Source organism: Bacillus sp. FSL P4-0290, assembly GCF_037975435.1.
GTDB lineage: Bacteria > Bacillota > Bacilli > Bacillales > Bacillaceae > Bacillus > Bacillus subtilis.
Genome location: NZ_CP150253.1, coordinates 3,019,918 through 3,042,509, shown reverse-complemented (window position 1 = coordinate 3,042,509; position 22,592 = coordinate 3,019,918). Strand labels below are relative to the sequence as shown.

The 22,592-nt window shown below is 45.3% G+C and carries 20 protein-coding genes; 16 read left to right on the top strand and 4 right to left on the bottom strand.

The annotated features are described in order from the left end of the window. Positions 1–25 precede the first annotated feature (25 nt). Positions 26–1,060: a LacI family DNA-binding transcriptional regulator gene (locus tag MKY10_RS15960; RefSeq protein ID WP_033884841.1), complete on the bottom strand. Its 1,035-nt coding sequence runs from the start codon at positions 1,058–1,060 to the stop codon at positions 26–28. Positions 1,061–1,277: 217 nt separating this feature from the next. Here MKY10_RS15960 and MKY10_RS15955 point away from each other — a divergent pair, with 217 nt between their 5' ends. The 10 genes from MKY10_RS15955 to MKY10_RS15910 all read left to right on the top strand — a co-directional run bounded on the left by MKY10_RS15955 (position 1,278) and on the right by MKY10_RS15910 (position 12,041). Further along, complete coding sequence (locus MKY10_RS15955) at positions 1,278–2,177, top strand: dienelactone hydrolase family protein (RefSeq protein WP_048655241.1); 900 nt, start codon at positions 1,278–1,280, stop codon at positions 2,175–2,177. A 209-nt stretch (positions 2,178–2,386) separates the two neighbouring features. Further along, on the top strand, positions 2,387–3,163 hold the full coding sequence (gene bioW / locus MKY10_RS15950) for a 6-carboxyhexanoate--CoA ligase (RefSeq protein ID WP_044052475.1): 777 nt from the start codon (positions 2,387–2,389) through the stop codon (positions 3,161–3,163). Further along, on the top strand, positions 3,153–4,499 hold the full coding sequence (bioA, locus tag MKY10_RS15945) for an adenosylmethionine--8-amino-7-oxononanoate transaminase (RefSeq protein ID WP_015251414.1): 1,347 nt from the start codon (positions 3,153–3,155) through the stop codon (positions 4,497–4,499). The genes bioW and bioA overlap by 11 nt, the downstream gene beginning before the upstream one ends. Then, positions 4,489–5,658: an 8-amino-7-oxononanoate synthase gene (gene bioF, locus MKY10_RS15940; RefSeq protein WP_048655242.1), complete on the top strand. Its 1,170-nt coding sequence runs from the start codon at positions 4,489–4,491 to the stop codon at positions 5,656–5,658. Before bioA ends, bioF begins: the two co-directional genes overlap by 11 nt. Then, positions 5,655–6,338, top strand: a complete 684-nt coding sequence (bioD, locus tag MKY10_RS15935; RefSeq protein WP_041351157.1) for a dethiobiotin synthase — start codon at positions 5,655–5,657, stop codon at positions 6,336–6,338. The genes bioF and bioD overlap by 4 nt, the downstream gene beginning before the upstream one ends. Before the next feature lie 14 nt (positions 6,339–6,352). After that, complete coding sequence (gene bioB / locus MKY10_RS15930) at positions 6,353–7,360, top strand: biotin synthase BioB (RefSeq protein WP_015251417.1); 1,008 nt, start codon at positions 6,353–6,355, stop codon at positions 7,358–7,360. A 68-nt stretch (positions 7,361–7,428) separates the two neighbouring features. After that, positions 7,429–8,616: a biotin biosynthesis cytochrome P450 gene (gene bioI / locus MKY10_RS15925; protein ID WP_015251418.1), complete on the top strand. Its 1,188-nt coding sequence runs from the start codon at positions 7,429–7,431 to the stop codon at positions 8,614–8,616. A gap of 76 nt (positions 8,617–8,692) precedes the next feature. Next, complete coding sequence (locus tag MKY10_RS15920) at positions 8,693–9,454, top strand: NAD(P)-dependent oxidoreductase (RefSeq protein ID WP_041351158.1); 762 nt, start codon at positions 8,693–8,695, stop codon at positions 9,452–9,454. Between the two features lie 205 nt (positions 9,455–9,659). Then, entirely contained in the window at positions 9,660–10,520 is an 861-nt protein-coding gene (locus MKY10_RS15915; protein ID WP_015251420.1) for a carbohydrate ABC transporter permease, read from the top strand. Positions 10,521–10,544: 24 nt separating this feature from the next. Further along, a complete protein-coding gene (locus MKY10_RS15910) occupies positions 10,545–12,041 on the top strand; it encodes an extracellular solute-binding protein (protein ID WP_044052476.1) in 1,497 nt (498 codons plus the stop codon). 40 nt (positions 12,042–12,081) lie between these two features. Here MKY10_RS15910 and MKY10_RS15905 read toward each other — a convergent pair whose 3' ends face one another. Continuing rightward, the gene (locus MKY10_RS15905; RefSeq protein ID WP_080348124.1) at positions 12,082–14,400 is read right to left on the bottom strand and encodes a helix-turn-helix domain-containing protein; all 2,319 of its coding nucleotides are present in this window, start codon (positions 14,398–14,400) and stop codon (positions 12,082–12,084) included. Between the two features lie 214 nt (positions 14,401–14,614). Here MKY10_RS15905 and rmgP point away from each other — a divergent pair, with 214 nt between their 5' ends. The 6 genes from rmgP to MKY10_RS15875 all read left to right on the top strand — a co-directional run bounded on the left by rmgP (position 14,615) and on the right by MKY10_RS15875 (position 19,446). Continuing rightward, positions 14,615–15,580, top strand: coding sequence for a polygalacturonan/rhamnogalacturonan ABC transporter permease (gene rmgP / locus MKY10_RS15900; protein ID WP_015251423.1), 966 nt, complete (start codon positions 14,615–14,617; stop codon positions 15,578–15,580). 7 nt (positions 15,581–15,587) lie between these two features. Beyond that, complete coding sequence (gene rmgQ / locus MKY10_RS15895) at positions 15,588–16,709, top strand: unsaturated rhamnogalacturonyl hydrolase (protein WP_154300195.1); 1,122 nt, start codon at positions 15,588–15,590, stop codon at positions 16,707–16,709. Continuing rightward, positions 16,706–17,209 (top strand): rhamnogalaturonan transport/degradation protein RmgS, encoded by a 504-nt coding sequence (gene rmgS / locus MKY10_RS15890; RefSeq protein ID WP_080019509.1) that lies wholly within the window; start codon positions 16,706–16,708, stop codon positions 17,207–17,209. Before rmgQ ends, rmgS begins: the two co-directional genes overlap by 4 nt. Before the next feature lie 11 nt (positions 17,210–17,220). Further along, positions 17,221–18,507, top strand: a complete 1,287-nt coding sequence (locus tag MKY10_RS15885; protein ID WP_015251426.1) for a Gfo/Idh/MocA family oxidoreductase — start codon at positions 17,221–17,223, stop codon at positions 18,505–18,507. Between the two features lie 20 nt (positions 18,508–18,527). Continuing rightward, a complete protein-coding gene (locus MKY10_RS15880) occupies positions 18,528–19,196 on the top strand; it encodes a YesL family protein (RefSeq protein ID WP_015251427.1) in 669 nt (222 codons plus the stop codon). 67 nt (positions 19,197–19,263) lie between these two features. Beyond that, complete coding sequence (locus MKY10_RS15875; RefSeq protein ID WP_003223398.1) at positions 19,264–19,446, top strand: sporulation protein Cse60; 183 nt, start codon at positions 19,264–19,266, stop codon at positions 19,444–19,446. Between the two features lie 36 nt (positions 19,447–19,482). Here the strand turns inward: MKY10_RS15875 and opuD are convergent, their stop codons facing one another. Further along, entirely contained in the window at positions 19,483–21,021 is a 1,539-nt protein-coding gene (gene opuD / locus MKY10_RS15870; protein WP_048655245.1) for a glycine betaine transporter OpuD, read from the bottom strand. Positions 21,022–21,209: 188 nt separating this feature from the next. Next, a complete protein-coding gene (locus MKY10_RS15865) occupies positions 21,210–22,472 on the bottom strand; it encodes an NAD(P)/FAD-dependent oxidoreductase (protein WP_072173641.1) in 1,263 nt (420 codons plus the stop codon). Positions 22,473–22,592: the final 120 nt, after the last annotated feature.

The window sequence follows — 22,592 nt, the reverse complement described above, 5'->3', positions numbered from 1 at the left end:
CCTTATCATCGTGATGAATCTTTGCTTATGTCACCTCCTTTGCTGTACATCCGCAGCTTTGTCTTACGATTAATGTTGTAGGCAGGGTGACATGGTGAGGAAGCGTTCGGCCATTGAGACGGTCAAGCAGCAGTTTTACGCCTGTCCGGCCCATTTCCTCTGTGTATACCTTCACCGTCGTTAAAGGCGTGCTGGCAAATTCAGCTTCCTCAATGCCGTTAAAGCTGACGATTGCGGTATCCCGCGGCACTTGCAGTCCGGCTTCCTGCAGCGCTTTTAATGCGCCGATCGCCATAGAATCGCTGGCAATAAAGAATGCTTCCGGCAGATGGCCTTGATCGATTGCTTTCTTCATCAGGCGATAGCCCTCACGCATGCTGTATTCTCCGATCAGCACATGCTCAGGCTGGGGGGCGGCTGACTCCAAAAAAGCGGTCAGGCGTTTATCTTCAATCGTTCTGCGAATGCTTTGGCCGTCCTTCAGCGTATGCTCTTTTTCTTGTCCGCCAATGTAGCCTAACCGTTTGTAGCCTAAGTCGAAAAGGTGATCAATCGCCTGGCGTGAAGCCGATTCAAAATCGATTCCAATCGAATCGTATGCTTGCGGATCTGGTGAATGATTGATAAATACGGCATGCTCCAGCCTTCCGCTGATATGCTTAACCGCTTCATCATGAACACGGCCGATGACAATGACACCATCCAATTCCCGAAAGATATGTTCCTGAAAGGAGCCGAGATGAATTGAATTTGTAATGAAAATTTCCTGTTCAAAGCATTCCTTTTCAATCCCTTTCCGAATGGAAGAAAAATAAGGGTCCTGCCTTTCCTGATCAGGGGACAGACAGCTCAGCACACCGATCAGCGGCTGGGCCCGCTGTTTTTGCCCGCGGGCTTTTCGGCGTTTGGCAACGGTTTGATAACCAAGCTCTTCAGCGATGTTGATGACTCTTTGTCTCGTTTCGCCCGCAACAGAAAGCGACTCATCTTCATTTAAAATTCTGGACACAGTTGCGCTGGAAACTTTAGCTTTCAAGGCGATATCTTTAATACGAACCATGGGTATCCCTCTCATCTATTTAGTAAAATATTAACTCATCTGTTTTTGATAAATTGATACTATCATATAAAAGTAAGCGGTTACAATAATTGTTTTCGAAATATTTCATGATATTTACTAAATATTTAGTAAATGATGTGATTTATGTTGGAAAAATAAAGGGGAACCCAGATCTGTCTCGTAAATGTGAAGTAAGCGAATAAGGAAGGGTGATGGGATGAGAGCCGAAAGAAGAAAGCAACTGTTTCGATTGCTTGGAGATTTGCCTGATCGGAGGCCAATCAGTGTTGAGACATTACGTATTGAAGAAAGAGAAGAAAATATTGTTGAAACGCTCCTGCTCGATTTAAATGGACATGAAAAGGTGCCCGCTTATTTTGTGAAGCCGAAGAAAACAGAAGGACCGTGCCCAGCCGTATTGTTTCAGCATTCGCATGGGGGCCAGTATGATAGGGGAAAAAGTGAGCTGATTGAGGGAGCGGATTATTTGAAAACGCCTTCTTTTTTTGATGAGCTTACTTCACTCGGATACGGCGTTCTTGCGATTGATCATTGGGGATTTGGAGATCGGCGGGGAAAAGCGGAAAGCGAGATATTTAAAGAAATGCTTCTCACCGGAAAAGTGATGTGGGGGATGATGATTTATGACAGTTTAAGTGCGTTGGACTATATGCAGTTACGCTCTGATGTTCAGCCTGACAGGATCGGAACCATCGGCATGTCTATGGGAGGTTTGATGGCGTGGTGGACAGCGGCGCTCGATGACCGGATTAAGGTGTGTGTGGATTTGTGCAGCCAGGTGGATCATCACGTGCTGATCAAAACACAGAATCTTGACAGGCACGGCTTTTATTATTACGTCCCATCGCTTGCAAAGCATTTTTCCGCATCGGAGATCCAAGGCCTGATCGCGCCGCGCCCGCACCTTAGTCTTGTTGGTGTACACGATCGGTTAACGCCGGCCGAGGGCGTGGACAAAATCGAAAAAGAATTGACAGCTGTCTATGCTGGACAGGGAGCTTCTGATTGCTACCGAGTGGTCCGTTCTGCTTCGGGACATTTCGAAACAGCAGTTATGAGGCATGAAGCTGTCCGGTTTTTGCAAAAGTGGCTGTGACTGTTAAAAGAAATCGAAAAAGACCGTTTTATGTGAAAACGGTCTTTTTGTTTCCTTTTAACCAACTGCCATAAATCGATGCTTTCTTCTATTGACAGAAACAGGAGAGAATAATATATTCTAATTGTTAACCTTAAAATATAATTGGTTAACAATTAAGGTGAGAAGCACTACACGTTCTTCAGTTATCAGTGAAAGGGCGAGAAATGATGCAAGAAGAAACTTTTTATAGTGTCAGAATGAGGGCTTCTATGAATGGATCTCATGAAGACGGCGGAAAGCATATATCCGGCGGAGAACGGCTTATACCTTTCCATGAGATGAAGCATACAGTCAATGCTTTATTAGAAAAAGGGTTATCCCATTCAAGAGGAAAACCTGATTTTATGCAAATTCAATTTGAAGAGGTATATGAATCGATAAAAACCATTCAGCCATTGCCTGTGCATACGAATGAAGTGAGCTGCCCGGAAGAAGGACAAAAGCTGGCCCGATTGTTATTGGAAAAAGAAGGCGTTTCACGAGACGTGATTGAAAAAGCATATGAACAAATCCCTGAATGGTCAGATGTCAGGGGTGCGGTGTTGTTTGATATTCATACAGGAAAGCGAATGGATCAAACAAAAGAAAAAGGGGTGCGGGTCTCCAGAATGGATTGGCCGGACGCTAATTTTGAAAAATGGGCGCTTCACAGTCACGTGCCGGCTCATTCAAGAATAAAAGAGGCCCTTGCGCTCGCTTCAAAGGTAAGCCGGCACCCGGCAGCCATTGCAGAATTATGCTGGTCGGACGATCCGGATTACATAACAGGCTATGTTGCGGGTAAGAAAATGGGCTATCAGCGTATTACAGCAATGAAAGAATACGGGACTGAAGAGGGCTGCCGAGTCTTTTTTATTGATGGATCAATTGATATAAACACGTACATACATGATCTGGAGAAGCAGCCTATTTTAATAGAGTGGGAGGAAGATCATGACTCATGATTTGATAGAAAAAAGTAAAAAGCACCTCTGGCTGCCATTTACCCAAATGAAAGATTATGATGAAAACCCCTTAATCATCGAAAGCGGGACTGGAATCAAAGTCAAAGACATAAACGGCAAGGAATACTATGACGGTTTTTCATCGGTTTGGCTTAATGTCCACGGACACCGCAAAAAAGAACTAGATGACGCCATAAAAAAACAGCTCGGAAAAATTGCGCACTCCACGTTATTGGGCATGACCAATGTTCCAGCAACCCAGCTTGCCGAGACGTTAATCGACATCAGCCCAAAAAAGCTCACGCGGGTCTTTTATTCAGACAGCGGCGCAGAAGCGATGGAAATAGCCCTAAAAATGGCGTTTCAGTATTGGAAGAACATCGGGAAGCCCGAGAAACAAAAATTCATCGCAATGAAAAACGGGTATCACGGTGATACGATTGGCGCCGTCAGTGTCGGTTCAATTGAGCTTTTTCACCACGTATACGGCCCGTTGATGTTCGAGAGTTACAAGGCTCCGATTCCTTATGTGTATCGCTCTGAAAGCGGTGATCCTGATGAGTGCCGTGATCAGTGCCTCCGAGAGCTTGAACAGCTGCTTAAGGAACATCACGAGGAAATTGCCGCGCTTTCCATTGAATCAATGGTACAAGGGGCTTCCGGTATGATTGTGATGCCGGAAGGATATTTGGCAGGGGTGCGCGAGCTATGTACAACATACGATGTCTTAATGATCGTTGATGAAGTCGCTACAGGCTTTGGCCGTACAGGAAAAATGTTTGCGTGCGAGCACGAGAATGTCCAGCCTGATCTGATGGCTGCCGGTAAAGGCATTACAGGAGGCTATTTGCCAATTGCCGTTACGTTTGCCACTGAAGACATCTATAAGGCATTCTATGATGATTATGAAAACCTAAAAACCTTTTTCCATGGCCATTCCTATACAGGCAATCAGCTTGGCTGTGCGGTTGCGCTTGAAAATCTGGCATTATTTGAATCTGAAAACATTGTGGAACAAGTAGCGGAAAAAAGTAAAAAGCTCCATTTTCTTCTTCAAGATCTGCACGCTCTTCCTCATGTTGGGGATATTCGGCAGCTTGGCTTTATGTGCGGTGCAGAGCTTGTACGATCAAAGGAAACTAAAGAACCTTACCCGGCTGATCGGCGGATTGGATACAAAGTTTCCTTAAAAATGAGAGAGTTAGGAATGCTGACAAGGCCGCTTGGGGACGTGATTGCATTTCTTCCTCCTCTTGCCAGCACAGCTGAAGAGCTCTCGGAAATGGTTGCCATTATGAAACAAGCGATCCACGAGGTTACGAGCCTTGAAGATTGATTCCTGGTTAAACGAGCGGTTAGACATAGTAAAGGAAGCCGGCGTACACCGTAATCTGCGGTCAATGAATGGGGCACCGGTTCCAGAGAGGAACATTGATGGCGAAAATCAAACGGTCTGGTCCTCAAACAATTATTTAGGGCTCGCAAGCGATAGACGTTTGATCGATGCAGCCCAAACAGCATTGCAGCAATTCGGGACAGGAAGCAGCGGTTCACGTTTAACGACAGGCAATTCGGTCTGGCATGAAGAGCTAGAAAAGAAGATTGCCAGCTTTAAACGGACAGAAGCGGCCCTGCTGTTTTCGAGCGGTTACTTGGCCAATGTCGGTGTCCTTTCATCCTTGCCAGAAAAGGAAGATGTCATTTTAAGTGACCAGCTCAATCATGCAAGTATTATCGACGGCTGCCGACTTTCTAAGGCTGATAAAGTTGTTTATCGGCATATTGATATGAATGATCTTGAAAACAAGCTGAATGAAACACAGCGTTATCAGCGCCGTTTTATCGTAACAGACGGGGTATTCAGCATGGATGGCACAATCGCCCCTCTTGATCAGATCATCTCACTTGCGAAACGCTATCATGCCTTCGTGGTCGTTGATGATGCCCACGCAACAGGAGTTTTGGGTGATTCGGGACGAGGAACGAGTGAATACTTTGGTGTTTATCCTGACATTGTGATCGGCACCTTAAGCAAAGCTGTTGGTACGGAAGGAGGTTTTGCGGCTGGATCAGCGGTCTTCATCGACTTTTTGCTGAACCATGCCAGAACATTTATCTTTCAAACCGCTATTCCGCCAGCCAGCTGTGCGGCTGCTCACGAGGCTTTCAACATCATTGAAGCCAGCAGGGAAAAACGACAGCTTTTATTTTCTTATATCAGCATGATCAGAACCAGTCTGAAGAATATGGGTTATGTGATGAAAGGAGATCACACACCGATTATTCCTGTAGTCATTGGCGATGCCCATAAAACGGTCCTATTTGCTGAAAAACTGCAGGGCAAGGGAATTTATGCTCCTGCCATTCGGCCGCCGACCGTTGCGCCGGGTGAAAGCCGTATTCGAATTACAATCACGTCTGACCACAGTATGGGTGATATTGATCATTTGCTGCAAACATTTCATTCAATCGGAAAGGAGCTGAACATCATTTGAGGGGTTTTTTTGTGACAGGAACAGATACAGAAGTGGGGAAAACGGTTATATCCAGCGGAATCGCAGCTTTATTACGAGAACATAATAGAGATGTCGGGGTGTATAAACCATTTTTAAGCGGGATATCGCGCCATCATCCAGATAGTGATACAAGTTTGCTGAAAGATATGTCGCAGACCAGTCTTTCTCATGAAGACATTACGCCTTTTGCCTTCAAGGCGCCGCTTGCACCATACGTTGCAGGGAAACTTGAGGGAAAGACTGTCACCATGGAAGAGGTTTTAAGCCATTGGGGGCGGATTAGAGAAAAACATGAATGCTTCATCGTAGAAGGTGCAGGTGGTATTTCTGTGCCATTGGGAGAGGACTATTTGGTCAGTCATGTCATAAAAGCGTTGCAGCTTCCCATGATTATTGTGGCACGTCCTCACCTTGGAACCATTAATCATACCTTTTTAACAGTCAAATATGCAGAAAGCTTGGGGCTTCCAATTGCCGGAATTATTATCAATGGAATCAGTGACTCTCCTGATGAAGATGAAAAAACCAATCCTGAGATGATTGAGCGCTTATGCGGTGTGCCGATTTTAGGGGTTACGCCAAAGCTTGCCAACGTGACGAAAGAAACGGTTCTACATATGGTAAAAGACCATATCAATCTATCATTACTGATGAATTAAGTGGGGGTATGAGAATGAATCAATGGATGGAACTCGCAGACCGGGTGCTGGCTGGAGCAGAAGTGACTGACGAAGAGGCGCTTTCAATATTACATTGTCCTGATGAAGATATTTTGCTATTAATGCATGGAGCTTTTCATATCAGAAAACACTTTTATGGAAAAAAAGTAAAGCTCAATATGATAATGAATGCGAAATCCGGGCTCTGCCCGGAAAACTGCGGCTATTGTTCACAGTCTGCGATTTCGAAAGCGCCGATTGAGTCTTACCGGATGGTGAATAAGGAAACGCTGCTTGAAGGCGCGAAGCGGGCGCACGATCTGAATATCGGCACATATTGTATCGTGGCAAGCGGCAGAGGGCCGTCTAACAGAGAAGTGGATCAGGTCGTAGATGCGGTTCAGGAAATTAAAGAGACGTATGGACTGAAGGTTTGTGCGTGTCTCGGACTGTTGAAGCCAGAGCAGGCGAAGCGTCTCAAAGATGCCGGAGTAGACCGCTATAATCATAATTTGAATACGTCACAGAGAAACCATTCAAACATCACGACCTCACATACATACGATGACAGAGTCAATACGGTTGAAATCGCAAAAGAATCGGGGCTGTCTCCGTGTTCAGGCGCCATTATCGGGATGAAGGAGACGAAACAGGATGTCATTGACATCGCCAAAAGCTTGAAGGCTCTTGACGCCGATTCCATTCCTGTGAATTTTTTGCATGCAATTGATGGCACGCCGTTAGAAGGCGTCAACGAATTAAACCCGCTGTATTGTTTAAAAGTGCTGGCGCTGTTCCGTTTTATCAATCCATCAAAAGAAATTCGCATTTCCGGAGGAAGAGAGGTCAATCTCCGCTCATTGCAGCCATTAGGGCTTTACGCCGCAAACTCCATTTTTGTCGGAGACTACTTAACAACTGCCGGGCAAGAGGAGACGGAGGATCATAAAATGCTGAGTGATTTAGGCTTTGAAGTTGAATCAGTCGAAGAAATGAAGGCCAGTTTAAGTGCGAAAAGCTGAAAGAATCAATAAAAGCAATCGGTATGATGTCGATTGCTTTTATTTTTGAACAGAAAGGAGAAAATCACGTGACAATTGCATCATCAACTGCATCTTCTGAGTTTTTGAAAAACCCATATTCTTTTTACGACACATTGCGAGCTGTTCATCCTATCTATAAAGGGAGTTTCTTAAAATATCCGGGCTGGTATGTCACAGGATATGAAGAAACGGCTGCTATTTTGAAAGATGCGAGATTCAAAGTCCGCACCCCGCTGCCTGAGAGCTCAACCAAATATCAGGACCTTTCACATGTGCAAAATCAAATGATGCTGTTTCAGAACCAGCCTGATCATAGACGATTGCGGACGCTTGCCAGCGGAGCGTTTACGCCGAGAGCGACAGAGAGTTATCAGCCGTATATCATTGAAACTGTCCATCATTTGCTTGATCAAGTGCAAGGTAAAAAAAAGATGGAGGTCATTTCGGACTTTGCTTTTCCTTTAGCAAGCTTTGTCATAGCTAACATTATAGGTGTACCGGAGGAAGATAGGGAGCAATTAAAGGAGTGGGCTGGGAGTCTCATTCAAACGATTGATTTTACCCGGTCAAGAAAGGCATTAACAGAGGGCAATATTATGGCTGTGCAGGCTATGGCATATTTCAAAGAGCTGATTCAAAAGAGAAAACGCCACCCTCAACAGGATATGATCAGCATGCTCTTGAAGGGGAGAGAAAAGGATAAGCTGACGGAAGAGGAGGCGGCATCTACGTGCATATTGCTGGCGATCGCCGGACATGAGACAACGGTCAATCTCATCAGCAATTCAGTCCTTTGTCTGCTGCAGCATCCAGAACAGATTTTGAAACTGAGAGAAAATCCAGATCTTATTGGTACCGCAGTCGAGGAATGTTTACGCTATGAAAGCCCCACGCAAATGACAGCCAGAGTTGCGTCAGAGGATATTGACATCTGCGGGGTGACGATCCGTCAAGGAGAGCAAATCTATCTTTTGTTAGGAGCGGCTAATCGAGACCCTAGCATATTCACGAACCCCGATGTCTTCGATATTACGAGAAGTCCTAATCCGCACCTTTCATTCGGGCATGGCCATCATGTTTGCTTAGGGTCCTCGCTGGCACGATTAGAAGCGCAAATTGCGATTAACACCCTTCTGCAGCGAATGCCCAGCCTTAAGCTCGCGGATTTTGAATGGCGGTATCGGCCGCTTTTTGGATTTCGGGCGCTTGAGGAGCTGCCGGTGACTTTTGAATAAGCCTAAGAATGTGAGTGCCAAAAAAGTGTCAGCCCCGCCGAAAATGGGCAATCTATAAAAAAGGGGAGTGAACATAGTGAAAAAAGTGCTGATCGCCGGCGGAAATGGTGTGATTGGGAGACTGCTTGCTGAAGGGCTTATTTCAGACTATGAAGTGACAGTGCTTGATAAAGATCATTTCGATGGCAAAGCCTCTTCCATTCAGGCTGACGCGGCAAATTATGAGGAGCTGTTGAAGAAGATTCCAAAAGATACGGATGTCATCTTGAATTTACTCGCTGTTAAAATCAAATACGATATTATGGACATCGCTGAGTTTGAAAAAATGACGGATGTTTTCTATAGGGCAAGCTATTATCTGTGCCGTGCGGCAGCGGAGCTCGGCATTCAAAAGCTCGTGTTCGCCAGCAGTAATCATGTCACAGATGTCTACGAAAAAGACGGGCGCTCGCTCTTAGGACGGGAAATCACAACAAGCGATTATCCGCTGTCAAAAAACTTGTACGGTGTATTAAAGCTGACCTCTGAACAGATCGGCCATTTGTTTTATTTGGAAAATAAGCTATCAGTAATCAACCTGCGAATCGGAACAGTCGTCACAGATGAAATGGATACGCTGCATGAAAAAGAACGGACGAAAAAGACACTGCTTTCTCACCCCGATCTGCTGTCGATTTTCAAAGCCGCCATTGAGACCAATATCCGGTACGGCACTTATTACGCCGTCTCTGATAATCCGGGCCGGCCATGGTCCATTGAATCTGCCGTGAATGAACTTGGGTTTTCGCCACAAATCAATACGGCTGAACTTCTGAACGAGGAGGAGAACGGAGCATAATCATTTTCTAAGATTATGCTCTTTTTCTTTTGTTATCGGTCTCAATTCGCGGCAGCCCCCGCCCGGCCGGGGACACTGTTCAAATGATTATAGACATGGCAATCACAGATTTGCTACATTTTAGACACGATATCGTCACATGCTGAGCTCGGTTTCCAAAATATGATAACGCTTACAAAGAGAGGTGGGAGCTATCGCACATTCACTGAAAAACCGTCTGTTTGATATGTTGATTTATGGTTTCTTGCTGATGTTCGCTTTAATATGCGTACTTCCGTTCATTCATGTCATCGCAGCATCCTTCGCCACAGTAGAAGAAGTCGTGTCGAAAACATTTATTTTAATACCGACCACTTTTTCGCTAGATGCTTATCGCTACATTTTTTCAACAGATATTATTTATAAGAGTTTGCTTGTTTCTGTGTTTGTGACAGTGATAGGCACTGCGGTCAGCATGTTTCTTTCGTCACTGATGGCTTACGGGTTATCCCGCCGTGATTTAATCGGCCGGCAGCCGCTCATGTTTCTCGTCGTATTTACGATGCTGTTTAGCGGCGGCATGATTCCGACTTTCCTTGTGGTCAAATCGCTTGGATTGCTCGATTCTTACTGGGCGCTTATTTTGCCGACAGCCATTAATGCCTTTAACCTGATCATTCTGAAAAACTTCTTTCAAAATATCCCATCAAGCCTGGAAGAGTCCGCGAAAATTGATGGGTGCAATGATCTGGGCATATTCTTTAAAATTGTGCTGCCGCTGTCTCTTCCTGCGATCGCAACGATTTCACTATTTTATGCGGTCACGTATTGGAACACGTATATGACAGCGATCTTGTACTTAAATGATTCAGCAAAATGGCCGATTCAGGTTCTTCTGCGCCAAATCGTCATTGTATCAAGCGGTATGCAGGGGGATATGTCTGAAATGGGGTCGGGCAGCCCGCCGCCTGAGCAAACCATTAAAATGGCGGTCATAGTGGTGGCGACCATCCCTGTTCTGCTTGTCTATCCGTTTATACAAAAGCATTTTGCAAAAGGAGCTTTGCTGGGATCTGTCAAAGGATAAAGAAATATGAAACGGAGGGGTACGATGGGAAACAAATGGAGGGTGCTTTTGATTGTGCTTGTACTGGCACTCGGCGGAGTGCTGGCGGGCTGTAAAGGAACTGATCAGTCTTCGGCTGAAGGCAAAGCTGGCCCAGATTCAAAGGTAAAGCTGTCTTGGATGGCGATTTTGTATCACCAGCAGCCGCCGAAAGACAGGGCGATTAAAGAAATTGAAAAGCTGACAAATACAGAACTCGACATCACCTGGGTTCCAGACGCGGTGAAAGAAGACAGGCTGAATGCAGCGCTTGCAGCCGGGAATCTTCCGCAAATCGTGACCATCCAGGATATTAAAAATTCGTCAGTCATGAATGCCTTTCGGTCAGGAATGTTTTGGGAAATCGGCGATTATATCAAGGATTATCCCAACTTAAACAAAATGAACAAACTCATTAATAAAAATGTGACAATTGACGGCAAGCTCTACGGGATATACAGAGAGCGCCCGCTTTCCAGACAGGGGATCGTCATTCGGAAGGACTGGCTGGACAATTTAAATTTGAAAACCCCGAAAACGTTGGATGAGCTTTATGAAGTGGCCAAAGCATTTACGGAGGACGACCCGGACAAGGATGGGAAAGATGATACGATCGGGCTGGCAGACCGTAATGACTTGATTTACGGCGCGTTTAAAACGATTGGCTCGTATGAAGGCATGCCGACAGATTGGAAGGAATCGGGCGGCAAATTCACGCCTGATTTCATGACACAGGAATACAAAGACACGATGAACTATATGAAAAAGCTGCGTGATAACGGGTATATGAATAAGGATTTTCCCGTCACAAGCAAAACCCAGCAGCAGGAGCTGTTTTCTCAAGGAAAAGCCGGCATTTATATTGGCAATATGGTAGATGCGGTCAATCTGCGCGACCATGCCTCTGATAAATCGATGAAGCTCGAGATCATCAACCGCATAAAAGGCCCAGATGGGAAAGAGCGGGTATGGGCATCAGGAGGCCATAACGGCGTGTTTGCTTTCCCGAAAACGAGTGTGAAAACGGAAGCTGAGCTTAAACGGATCTTGGCGTTTTTTGACCGAATTGCCGAAGAAGATGTCTATAGCCTGATGACTTATGGCATTGACGGCGTTCATTACAACAAAGGTGAGGACAAAACGTTTACACGCAAAGAAAGCCAGGTAAAAGACTGGCAGACTGATATTCAGCCGCTGTCCGCTTTAATTGCCATTGATAAAGCCTACTTAAAAAACACTGGAGATCCGCTTCGGACGGCGTACGAGGAGCTGACCGAGGACAATGAAAAGATTATCGTCTCAAACCCGGCTGAAAGCCTGTATTCCGCATCGGAGTCGGAACGGGGTGACGAACTGAAGAAAATCATTGATGACGCGACCTACAAATATATGATTGGAGACATCACAGAAAGCCAGTTCGATAAAGAAGTGGAAAAATGGGAGTCAAGCGGAGGAAAACAAATTATTCAGGAATACGAAGAAGCGTTTAAACAAGCAAAATAACATTGGAAAAACCCAAAACGCGCAAGCGGTTTTGGGTTTTTTACATGCTTCTTTTTTGCTGGCGGTAGTTTCCCGGTGTAATCCCTTCCAGCTTCTTAAATGATCTGATGAAGTTTTGGGAGTTTTTATATTTCAGCTTTTCGGCAATGTCCTTGACCGCCATGTCGGTTTCGGCAAGCCAGCTTTTCGCCATATGGTGTCGGTAGCTTGAGACATACTCGCTGAATGAAATTCCCATTTCTTTTTTGAAAATACTGCTTAAATAATTTGGGTTGTAATGCAGCCTGCGTGCGATTTCGTCCAGTGTCAATTCGGATTCAAACTCATGATGGATGATATGAATGATGTTGTCGGAAATATTTTTGTACTGGGCATCCGCGCGGGCGTTCACTTTGTCTGTCATCGGATCAATAAACTCATTCTTTAGCCAGTTTTCGGTATCCTCGAACGTTTTCAGCTCAAAAATTTGGTCATACAGCATTTTGTTTTCTTCAAGCTCAAACAATTCGATCCCGAGCACATGCATCAGCTCAATCACATGGTTCAAAAAACGGGCGATGGCGATTTGAAATTGATACGGGTTGGTGTTCTGGGTGAAAATGGCTTGCAAAATCGCGTGCAGGCATTTATCCGCTTTCTCCTTGTCTCCTGCTTTGACAGCATCAAACAGCTCATGCTGAAGCTGCTTTGGAAAATGGGTTTTGAAGGTTTTTTTCTGGTCAAGGTCTTCGTAAAAAATGATCGACTTGTTTTCCGCTTTAAGCCGGTATTTCAACGCTTCTGAGCCTTCCGCATAGGCTGTTTTCGCTTTTGTCAGCACATCAAACGGCTGGCTGATGCCGATGCTGACAGACAGATGCAGCTCAGCTTCCGCTTTTTCCTGAATCATCCTTGCAGTCTCATTCAGCTCAGCCATGAATTCTTCTTTTGTCCCGCTTTGGTTGATCAAAATCGTCGCCTGCTGTTTGTCAACTACGGCGGGGGCAAGATGTTTGTCCGTCGGGATGCATCGCTCAATCAGGCTGTTGACGGCAAACAAAAGCAGATCCATATCTTTTTTCTCATAAGGCGTATGATTCAGTGTGTCAATTTGGAGCACAAGCAGGGCAAGGTGCCGCCAATTTTGCTTTAAGCCGAGGCTTTCAAAACGGTTATCAACCTCCTCATCCGTCAGTTTTCCAAGCATAAGCCTGACCATAAAATATTGCTGCAGATGAGTGGCTTGCTGCTTCATCGTTTCCTCAAGGTCGTCATTTCGGTCCTTCAGCTGCTTAAAGCTCTGTTCAATTAACTCAAATTCATTTTGAGGAGGCTGTTGTTTCTCTTGTATGGCTCCATGTCTTGCGAATGATTCGTAAAGCACCCTGATCGGCTTGTAAAAATGGCGGGAGCCAAGCCAAGAGAACAACAATGAAAGCGTTAACAAAATGAGGCATACTGTAAAAGTGATCCATCCGATTGATTTGGCTTCTTTTTTTAACTCAGGCAGGGAAACGAGAGAAAAATAAGTCCATGCATTATAGTCAGATTTTTGATAGGTGACTTTATAATGAATCCGGTCAATCACTGTTTCAAACTGTCCGCTATTGGCCGTTTGCGCCAGCACTTTTTGGACAAAGCCGTCGTTATGAAGAGATTCACCAACGTCAGACATATTGTTATGAAGGATGATGAGGCCTTTTTCATCGATGATAAACAGGTTGTTGGCGTTTGAATAGCCGGGCATATTTTTGACAAGCGAACAGCTCGGGATGCTTGCGGCGGCCAATCCCTTTGTATTTGTGCTGTTCAAAGGAAGCTGCTTAATTAAATTGATATTGTAGCGGCAGTTTTCTGATGTGCCTTCTTTGGTTGAAATCAAATGATTGTTTTCCTCAAGCGTCCAATAGGAGCGGCTCGCTTTTTGTTTCGTGTACGCTGAGGCTGCTTCATGAAGAGTGTCTGTATTCAAACGGTACAAACCGGAATTGTTCATGTACCATTTTTTCGTATAACTGACTAACGTCATGTTGGACAGATCGGTATCAAAGCTTTGCAGATAATTGAGCTCTTGGTTCACTTGGTTATAGATTTGAAATTGGTCTGAGTGCAAAGGCTCGGACAATGTGCGAAGGAGAGGCGGCGAACTCACATAGTGGGTTAAAGAGTGATCGACGGTTTTCAATATATGCTCGATGCTTTGCTGGGTCTGCTGGAGTGTGTCGAATTTTTCCTCTGAAACGTTGGAAATAGCCGTTTTCTGAGAGTGCTCGTACGAAAACAATCCGACCAAAATAACCGGAATGGTGCTGAGCAGGCAGAAAAACGTGATCAGTTTGTAGTAAAACTTGTATTGGCTTCTTTTCATAAAACCCCCCATTTCATAACATCCACTTCACCTTAATACAATTAATCCAAAGATTGATAGATATTGTCAATAATCATTTTCTAATATCGGTGTCTTTTTTTCAGGTGGACCTCCTGAACCCTTGATTATAAAGGGATAAAACAGGATGTGATCATATGATTGTAGACGGACTTTTACCTCTGCGCTACAGTGAATGCAAGAACCCGTGAAAGGAGGCTGGGAAAAAATGAAAACAGCAGAAGCGCAAGCGCCGGCTGTTGATACAGTCATTTTTAAAAAAGAAAAAAGAAAGCGCTTACTAAGTAAGCTGATTCAGCAAAAATATTTGTACTTGATGATTTTGCCGGGGTGTATTTATTTTTTGCTTTTTAAGTATGTCCCGATGTGGGGAATTGTGATTGCGTTTCAGGATTATCAGCCGTTCCTCGGCATTTTGGGCAGTGAGTGGGTGGGGCTGAAGCATTTTATCAGGCTGTTTACTGAGCCTACATTTTTTCTCTTGTTAAAAAACACGCTCGTGTTATTTGCTTTGAACCTGGCCATATTTTTCCCGGTGCCGATACTGCTGGCGCTTTTATTGAACGAAGTGCGGATTGCTCTCTTTAAAAAATTTGTTCAGACGCTGATTTATATCCCGCATTTTATGTCTTGGGTCATTGTTGTATCGCTTTCGTTTGTGCTTTTAACGGTAGACGGAGGCTTGATTAATGAACTGATTGTGTTTTTTGGCGGTGAAAAAATCAATTTTCTGCTGAACGAAGAATGGTTCCGGCCCCTGTATATTCTGCAGGTTATCTGGAGGGAAGCAGGCTGGTCGACGATCATTTATCTGGCGGCCATTACAGCGGTTGACCCCCAGCTGTATGAAGCGGCGAAAATGGACGGAGCGGGACGGCTGCGGCAAATGTGGCATATTACGCTGCCCGCCATTAAAAGCGTTATCGTCGTTTTGCTGATTTTGAAAATCGGAGACACGCTGGAGCTTGGCTTCGAGCATGTGTATTTGCTGTTAAATGCGACTAACAGGGAAGTGGCGGAAATTTTTGATACGTATGTTTATACTGCAGGGCTGAAACAGGGCCAATTCAGCTACAGTACAGCAGTCGGCGTATTTAAAGCGGCGGTCGGGCTGATTTTGGTCATGCTAGCGAATCGTTTAGCGAAGAAATTTGGCGAGGAAGGAATTTATTAAGAAAGGGATGGGATCAATGGATCAATCAATCGCTGTAAAATCGCCTCTTACGTACGCGGAGGCATTGGCAAAAACCATTATGAATACGTACACAGTCGAGGAGCTGCCTCCTGCAAACCGCTGGCACTACCATCAGGGTGTTTTCTTATGCGGTGTATTGCGGCTGCGGGAAGCAACCGGGGAAAAGCGGTATTTTGAGTATGCGAAGGCTTATGCAGATCTCTTAATCGATGATTATGGCAATCTATTATTTAAAAGAGATGAACTGGATGCCATTCAAGCGGGTCTCATTCTTTTTCCATTATACGAGCAGACGAAGGATGAACGGTATGTCAAAGCGGCAAAAAGGCTGCGCGGCTTATATGGAACACTGAACCGGACGTCTGAGGGCGGTTTTTGGCACAAAGACGGTTATCCTTACCAAATGTGGCTTGATGGCTTATACATGGGGGGGCCGTTCGCACTGAAATATGCCAATCTGAAGCAGGAGCCGGAGCTGTTTGATCAGGTCGTGCTGCAGGAGTCATTGATGAGAAAGCATACGAAGGATGCAAAAACCGGACTTTTTTATCACGCCTGGGATGAAGCGAAAAAAATGCCTTGGGCCAATGAAGAGACAGGCTGTTCACCGGAATTTTGGGCACGTTCCATCGGCTGGTATGTCATGTCTCTTGCTGACATGATTGAAGAGCTGCCGAAGAAGCATCCAAACCGTCATGTGTGGAAAAACACGCTGCAGGACATGATGGAAAGCATCTGCCGTTATCAAGACAAAGAGACGGGGCTATGGTATCAGATCGTTGATAAGGGAGACAGGTCTGATAACTGGCTGGAAAGCTCAGGGTCCTGCCTGTACATGTACGCATTTGCGAAGGGAATCAATAAAGGCTATTTAGACAGAGCTTACGAAACAACACTACTAAAAGCGTATCAAGGCTTGATTCAGCATAAAACCGAAACATCAGAAGACGGAGCGTTTCTCGTCAAAGACATATGTGTCGGAACGTCAGCCGGTTTTTATGACTATTATGTCAGCCGCGAAAGAAGCACAAACGATCTGCACGGAGCCGGCGCGTTTATTTTAGCTATGACAGAGCTGGAGACTCTTTTTAGGTCAGCGGGGAAATGACAAAAAAGATACGTACGGCTTTGTGTGTGATCGTCTCAGTGCTCTTTTTGGCATCATGCTCAAGCAGGCCGGACGGAATGCATGTCATTCTCTTTTCTGATATGCAGGCTGGCGTACAGGAAAAAATAAAAAAGGCCGCCGAGCAGAATGCCGGGAAGGTCGATATCTTTCCAGCTTTTCAGGAAAAACTGCTGACTGAAATTACCGCCCATGAGGGGGATGTTTTTATCGTGCCTGAAGACATGTTTCAAGCTTACGATGATCCGGAAAATTTTCAGCCGTTAAACGGATTGCCTCCTGAAAAAACATCTCCTTATACAACTGTTAATAAAAAAACAGGAGAAAAAACGATCTATGCCGTTCAGATCGAAAAAGGGAAAAAACAGCTGAACGGCTATTCTTTTCAATTGAATCGCGATATGGCGGCGTTTATCCCTGTGTATGCTGAAAAAACAGAGGAAGCGCTGCAGCTGATTTCTCAACTAACTGAAGCCCGATAGAGGTGAGGATATTGAAGAACATCGTCTTTTGCGGATTGAGCAGCAGAGCATTCAGTATGTTTATCAAACCGCTGTTGGAGCGGTTTTCAACTCATTATGAGATTACGGGATTGCTGGATGCCGATCCGAAACGTTTTGCCGTTTGCAAGAAGAAATTTCCCGAGCTGGCCCACGTGCCCGAGTTTAGCGAAGATGCTTTTGATGAGATGATGCGCGTGTCAAAGCCTGATATCGTCATTGTGGCAGGCAGGGACGATACGCATGTCACATATATTGTAAAAAGTCTTCAGTGGAATACAGATGTGATTACTGAAAAACCAATGGTGACAACAGTGCAGGATGCGAATCGGGTGCTTGAAGCGGAGGCCAAAAGCGAAGGAAAAGTCACCGTCGCGTTTAACTATCGCTACAGCCCGTTTCATCGGAAAATAAAAGAAATGATTCTGGACGGAAAAATAGGCAGGGTCACCTCCGTTGATTTAAATTGGTATATTGATACGTATCATGGCGCCAGCTATTTTAAACGCTGGAACAGGTCGAGACAGTTTTCCGGGGGCCTTTCTGTCCATAAATCAACACATCACTTTGATCTCGTCAATTGGTGGCTCGGCCAAAATCCGGAAGAGGTATTTGCTTATGGCGCCTTGAATTACTATGGGCCGGACAGTGAGTGGAACCCCTTGCCGGAAGAAGACGGGCGTTTTTGCGGGACGTGCCGGGTCAAAGAAAAATGCCACTACTATTCAAGGTGGCATCCCCGTTCCTCTAAAGCTTCTATAAAGGATGATCATCTCGAAGCAGGAGACCAGTCCAGCTTATATACTGCATACAGGCCTGACGCGTGTATTTTTGACGAGGAAATTGACATCGAGGATACGTACGTGGCGGCAGTCAAATATGATGGCGGCGCACTGTTAAGCTACTCGATTATTTTTTCGGCCCCGTATGAAGGCTACCGGCTGACGATCAACGGCACAAAAGGGCGTATTGAATCAAATGAATTTCACGAACCTTCCAGAATTCCGTTTGCTTTTCCTGAGCAGACAATCGATTACTATCCGCTTTTTGAATCAAAGCAGACGATACAAGTGGTCAAAAATGAAGGGGGGCATGGCGGAGGTGATCCGCTTTTGCTTGAGGATCTTTTTTTAGGAAAAGACCCGCTGCGCCGCTATGATATTTTAGCCGGGGCTGAAGCTGGAGCCTACTCCATCGCGGTTGGTGAGGGAATGTGGCGCTCGGTTGCCGAAAAGAAGCCGATCGGCATGAAAGAGCTTTTTCAGATGCAGAATGTATAATGCAAAAAAGGAGGGGCGCCATGGAACATGATGGCTCACTGGGACGGATGCTGCGTTTTTGCGAATGGATTATGAGATTTGCGTATACAAACTTGCTGTGGCTGTTTTTTACGTTACTCGGTCTCGGCGTGTTTGGCATCATGCCCGCGACCGCGGCTTTATTCGCTGTCATGCGGAAGTGGATCCAGGGGCAGGACAACGTTCCGGTGCTCAAAACGTTTTGGCAGGAATATAAGGGTGAATTTTTTCGTTCAAATCTGCTCGGCGCTGTACTGGCGCTCATCGGAGTGATCATTTATATTGATTTGGCCTTCATCTATCCAAGTCATTTCCTTCTGCACATCCTGCGCTTCGCCATTATGATATTTGGCTTTTTGTTCGTATCCATGCTTTTTTATGTGTTTCCGCTGCTTGTCCATTTTGACTGGAAAAAACGTCTGTATGTGAAATTTTCGCTCTTGCTCAGTGTGGCGTATTTGCAATATACGCTTGCTATGCTTGCGCTGACTGTTGCTCTCTTTTTCTTGCTTGCGTACCTGCCGGGCATTGTCCCTTTTTTCAGCGTCAGCCTTATCAGCTACTGTCATATGCGCATTGTTTATGCCGTGCTGCTGAAAGTGGAGCAGCACGGCGGCGAGCCACAGAGGAAATCCCATATACGGAAAGCTTTTTATCCGGAAACGAGATAATCATCATTTCTCTATCATAACGCTGTTCCAAACGGAATAGATTGATAGAGAAAGGAGAGCGGATAAAATGCTGAAGGTAGCGGTATTTGATGAAGAGCATGAAAAAGACTTACAGACGGAAATCAATTCATTTTTAAAAGGGATATCGGAGGAGCAGCTGATTGATATCAAATATACGGTTTCGGCGGCGTGCGACCCAGACGGCGAGCAGCTTTACTGTTTTTCCGCCCTTATTTTATATCGCAAATAAAAAGATCTTCCCGCAGGCGCGGAAAGATCTTTTTTGTTAATATGCTTTTTTCACTCTTGGACTTCTCGGTTTATCGAGTTTCTCCGCTTTTTTGATCTCTCTTCTTTCTTTTGAGAGCGATTGATAGAGAGAGGCAATCATCAGCAGGATAACGATAGAAAACGGCAGCGCTACCAGAATCGCTGTGTTCTGCAAAGCGGCAAGCCCTCCGGAATATAGGAGCACAGCCGCCATGGCGGACTGAATGATACCCCAGCTGAGTTTCACAGAATTCGCCGGATTTAAAGAACCGTACGACGTCTGCATGCCCAGCACGAATGTAGCTGAATCAGCAGACGTGATAAAGAATACTGCGATCAGAATCAATGCAAGGATCGATGTCACCATTGTCAGCGGATAGTGATCAAGTGTTCCGAACAGCATCGTTTCAGTGGACAGCTTTGCTACATTGAACGCGCCTTTTTGCTGGAGATCCATGGCTGATACGCCGAAAATGGAGAACCATAGAAATGTCAAAATACAAGGTGTCACCAAGACGCCGATTAAAAATTCGCGGATCGTCCGGCCTCTGGATACACGGGCGATGAAAATGCCGACAAATGGAGACCAGGAAATCCACCATGCCCAATAGAAAATCGTCCAGCTGTTAATCCATTCGCGTTTTTCAGGATCATTCGGTGTCAGTCTGAAGCTCATTTGAACGATATTTTGAATGTATTGTCCGATAGAATCTGTAAATGAGTTCATTATCAGCACTGTAGGCCCGACAACGAGCATAAACAACATTAACAATCCGGCCAATACCATGTTTGTGTTGCTTAAATACTTAATTCCTTTTCCGAGTCCGCTCCACGCAGAAAGTAAAAAGAGCACTGTCACAATAATGATTAAAACCAATTGGACGATAAATGCATTCGGAATGCCGAACAGGTAATTCAAACCGCCGTTAATTTGGGTTGCGCCAAGACCAAGACTTGTTGACACCCCGACAACAGTGGCGAAAACTGCAATACAGTCAATGGCCTTTCCGATCGGTCCGTTTACTTTATCCCCGATAATCGGTGACAGTGTGCTGCTGATTAACCCGGGTGCGCCTTTGCGGAATTGGAAATAGGCAATGCATAATGCCACAATGGCATAAATGGCCCAAGCGTGCAAACCCCAGTGGAAAAACGTATAGCGGAGTGCATCTCTGAAGGCTTGGGGGGTTTCTGTTTCACCTGATGGAGAGCTAATTGCGTAATGGCTGATCGGTTCAGCCGCACCGTAGAATACTAAGCCGATTCCCATGCCTGCGCTGAACAGCATGGCAAACCATGATAATAACCCGAATTCCGGTTTTTCATCAGGCTTTCCGAGTTTGATTTTTCCGATCGGGCTGAAAATCAAAAAGAGACAAAACCCGACAAACAAAGAGACAACTAAAAGATAATACCAACCAAATGAATCGGTAATAAATGCTTGTGCCGATTGAGACACATTTTGCAGGCTGTCAGGAGAAATAACACCCCATAATACAGCTGCAGCTGTGATTGCAATCACAATCCAAAATACACTAGATATATGTTTCAACATTTCTCACCCTCTAATTTTTTGTGTACGCCTATATCTTGCTCGCAGGCTTAGTATGGTCGTACGATGGCAGCTCATTCCTCTCTTAAAATTACCCCGCAATCAGGTGAAACAAAACAAGTCTCACCCTAACATGAATGCGGGGAATGTTCAAATGTGAGTTTGGCGGCAAGAGATTTAAAGAGTAATGATTAAGAACGGGCGTATTGCCCGGCATTTAGCCCTGCAAGCCTGCCTGTGACAAGGGCGGAGGTAATATTGTATCCGCCTGTGTAGCCGTGGATATCCAGAATTTCACCGCAAAAATAAAGCCCCTCCATTTTTTTAGAAGCCATCTTTTTCGGGTCAATTTCTTTTACAGATACCCCGCCTCCCGTGACAAATGCCTTATCAAGCGACAGTGTGCCATTTGCGAGGACAGTAAACTGCTTGCAGTCCCTTACAAATTGTCTGAAAGGATCCTTCGGCAGCTCAGAAAACGATACGTTCGGAGAGATGCCGTTTTTTTCGAGCAGGAATAGGAGATAGCGCTCCTGCATCCAAGGCTTCAGCACGTTTTTAATGGTTTTTTTCGGTGCTTCCTTCAGTTCTTTATACATCTTTTGGAAAAGCGTTTCTTCATTGATATCCGGATACAAGTCGATTCTGATCGGCACTTGAGGCTGTTTTTTCAGCTCTTTTACGACAAATTGGCTGCATCTGAGAATGGCAGGTCCTGAGAGGCCGAAATGGGTAAACAGCATGTCCATTTTATGTGTGATAATCGGTTTGCCTTTTTTATTTAACACACTAACGGCTACATCTCTTAGTGATAAGCCCTGAAGTGTTTTTTGCTTAATGAACGGTTCGCCAGAAGTGACTGGAACCTCTGTCGGAAACAGCTCTGTTATGGTATGGCCCGCGGCTTCAGCCCATTCATAGCCGTCTCCCGTGCTTCCGGTATGAGGCACGCTTTTACCGCCTACAGCGATAATGACTGCCTGGCTATGGATCATTTCGCCATTATTCGTCACAATCCCTGCTGCCTGTCCATCTTCATATATAACAGATTTAATTTTCTCGTTCGTTCTGATTGTTACGCGGAGCTGCTTCAGCCTGTTTAACAGCGCGTCAACGACACTTTGGGCTTTGTCGGTCACAGGAAACATCCGGCCGTGATCCTCTTCCTTCAATTGAATGCCGAGGTTTTCAAAAAACTTGATAATGTCTTCATTATTAAATTCAGAAAACGCGCTGTATAAAAAACGCCCGTTGCCGGGGATGTGCTTGATAATTTCTTCCACAGGAAGGCGGTTCGTCACATTACAGCGGCCGCCCCCGGAAATCGCGAGTTTCCGTCCTAATTTATTTCCTTTATCTATCAGCAACACGCCAGCGCCCTGTTCTCCTGCTGCAATCGCAGCCATCAAGCCTGAAGGGCCTCCGCCGATTACGATTACGTCATATTGTTTCATCTTTATCATCAACTTTCTTTTCATTTCGTGTGCGGACACCCCGTCCGCAGTACTATTATAGCGAAAGAAAGCCGCTCCTTAAACGTCTTTTGCCGCGGACATGAATGTTCACAGGATTGC

Bases quoted from the DNA above. Each gene is read 5' to 3' on its own strand.
- MKY10_RS15960 (WP_033884841.1), bottom strand. From the start codon at position 1,060: ATGGTTCGTATTAAAGATATCGCCTTGAAAGCTAAAGTTTCCAGCGCA.
- MKY10_RS15955 (WP_048655241.1), top strand. From the start codon at position 1,278: ATGAGAGCCGAAAGAAGAAAGCAACTGTTTCGATTGCTTGGAGATTTG.
- bioW (WP_044052475.1), top strand. From the start codon at position 2,387: ATGCAAGAAGAAACTTTTTATAGTGTCAGAATGAGGGCTTCTATGAAT.
- bioA (WP_015251414.1), top strand. From the start codon at position 3,153: ATGACTCATGATTTGATAGAAAAAAGTAAAAAGCACCTCTGGCTGCCA.
- bioB (WP_015251417.1), top strand. From the start codon at position 6,353: ATGAATCAATGGATGGAACTCGCAGACCGGGTGCTGGCTGGAGCAGAA.
- MKY10_RS15910 (WP_044052476.1), top strand. From the start codon at position 10,545: ATGGGAAACAAATGGAGGGTGCTTTTGATTGTGCTTGTACTGGCACTC.
- MKY10_RS15905 (WP_080348124.1), bottom strand. From the start codon at position 14,400: ATGGGGGGTTTTATGAAAAGAAGCCAATACAAGTTTTACTACAAACTG.
- rmgP (WP_015251423.1), top strand. From the start codon at position 14,615: ATGAAAACAGCAGAAGCGCAAGCGCCGGCTGTTGATACAGTCATTTTT.
- rmgQ (WP_154300195.1), top strand. From the start codon at position 15,588: ATGGGATCAATGGATCAATCAATCGCTGTAAAATCGCCTCTTACGTAC.
- rmgS (WP_080019509.1), top strand. From the start codon at position 16,706: ATGACAAAAAAGATACGTACGGCTTTGTGTGTGATCGTCTCAGTGCTC.
- MKY10_RS15880 (WP_015251427.1), top strand. From the start codon at position 18,528: ATGGAACATGATGGCTCACTGGGACGGATGCTGCGTTTTTGCGAATGG.
- MKY10_RS15875 (WP_003223398.1), top strand. From the start codon at position 19,264: ATGCTGAAGGTAGCGGTATTTGATGAAGAGCATGAAAAAGACTTACAG.
- opuD (WP_048655245.1), bottom strand. From the start codon at position 21,021: ATGTTGAAACATATATCTAGTGTATTTTGGATTGTGATTGCAATCACA.
- MKY10_RS15865 (WP_072173641.1), bottom strand. From the start codon at position 22,472: ATGAAACAATATGACGTAATCGTAATCGGCGGAGGCCCTTCAGGCTTG.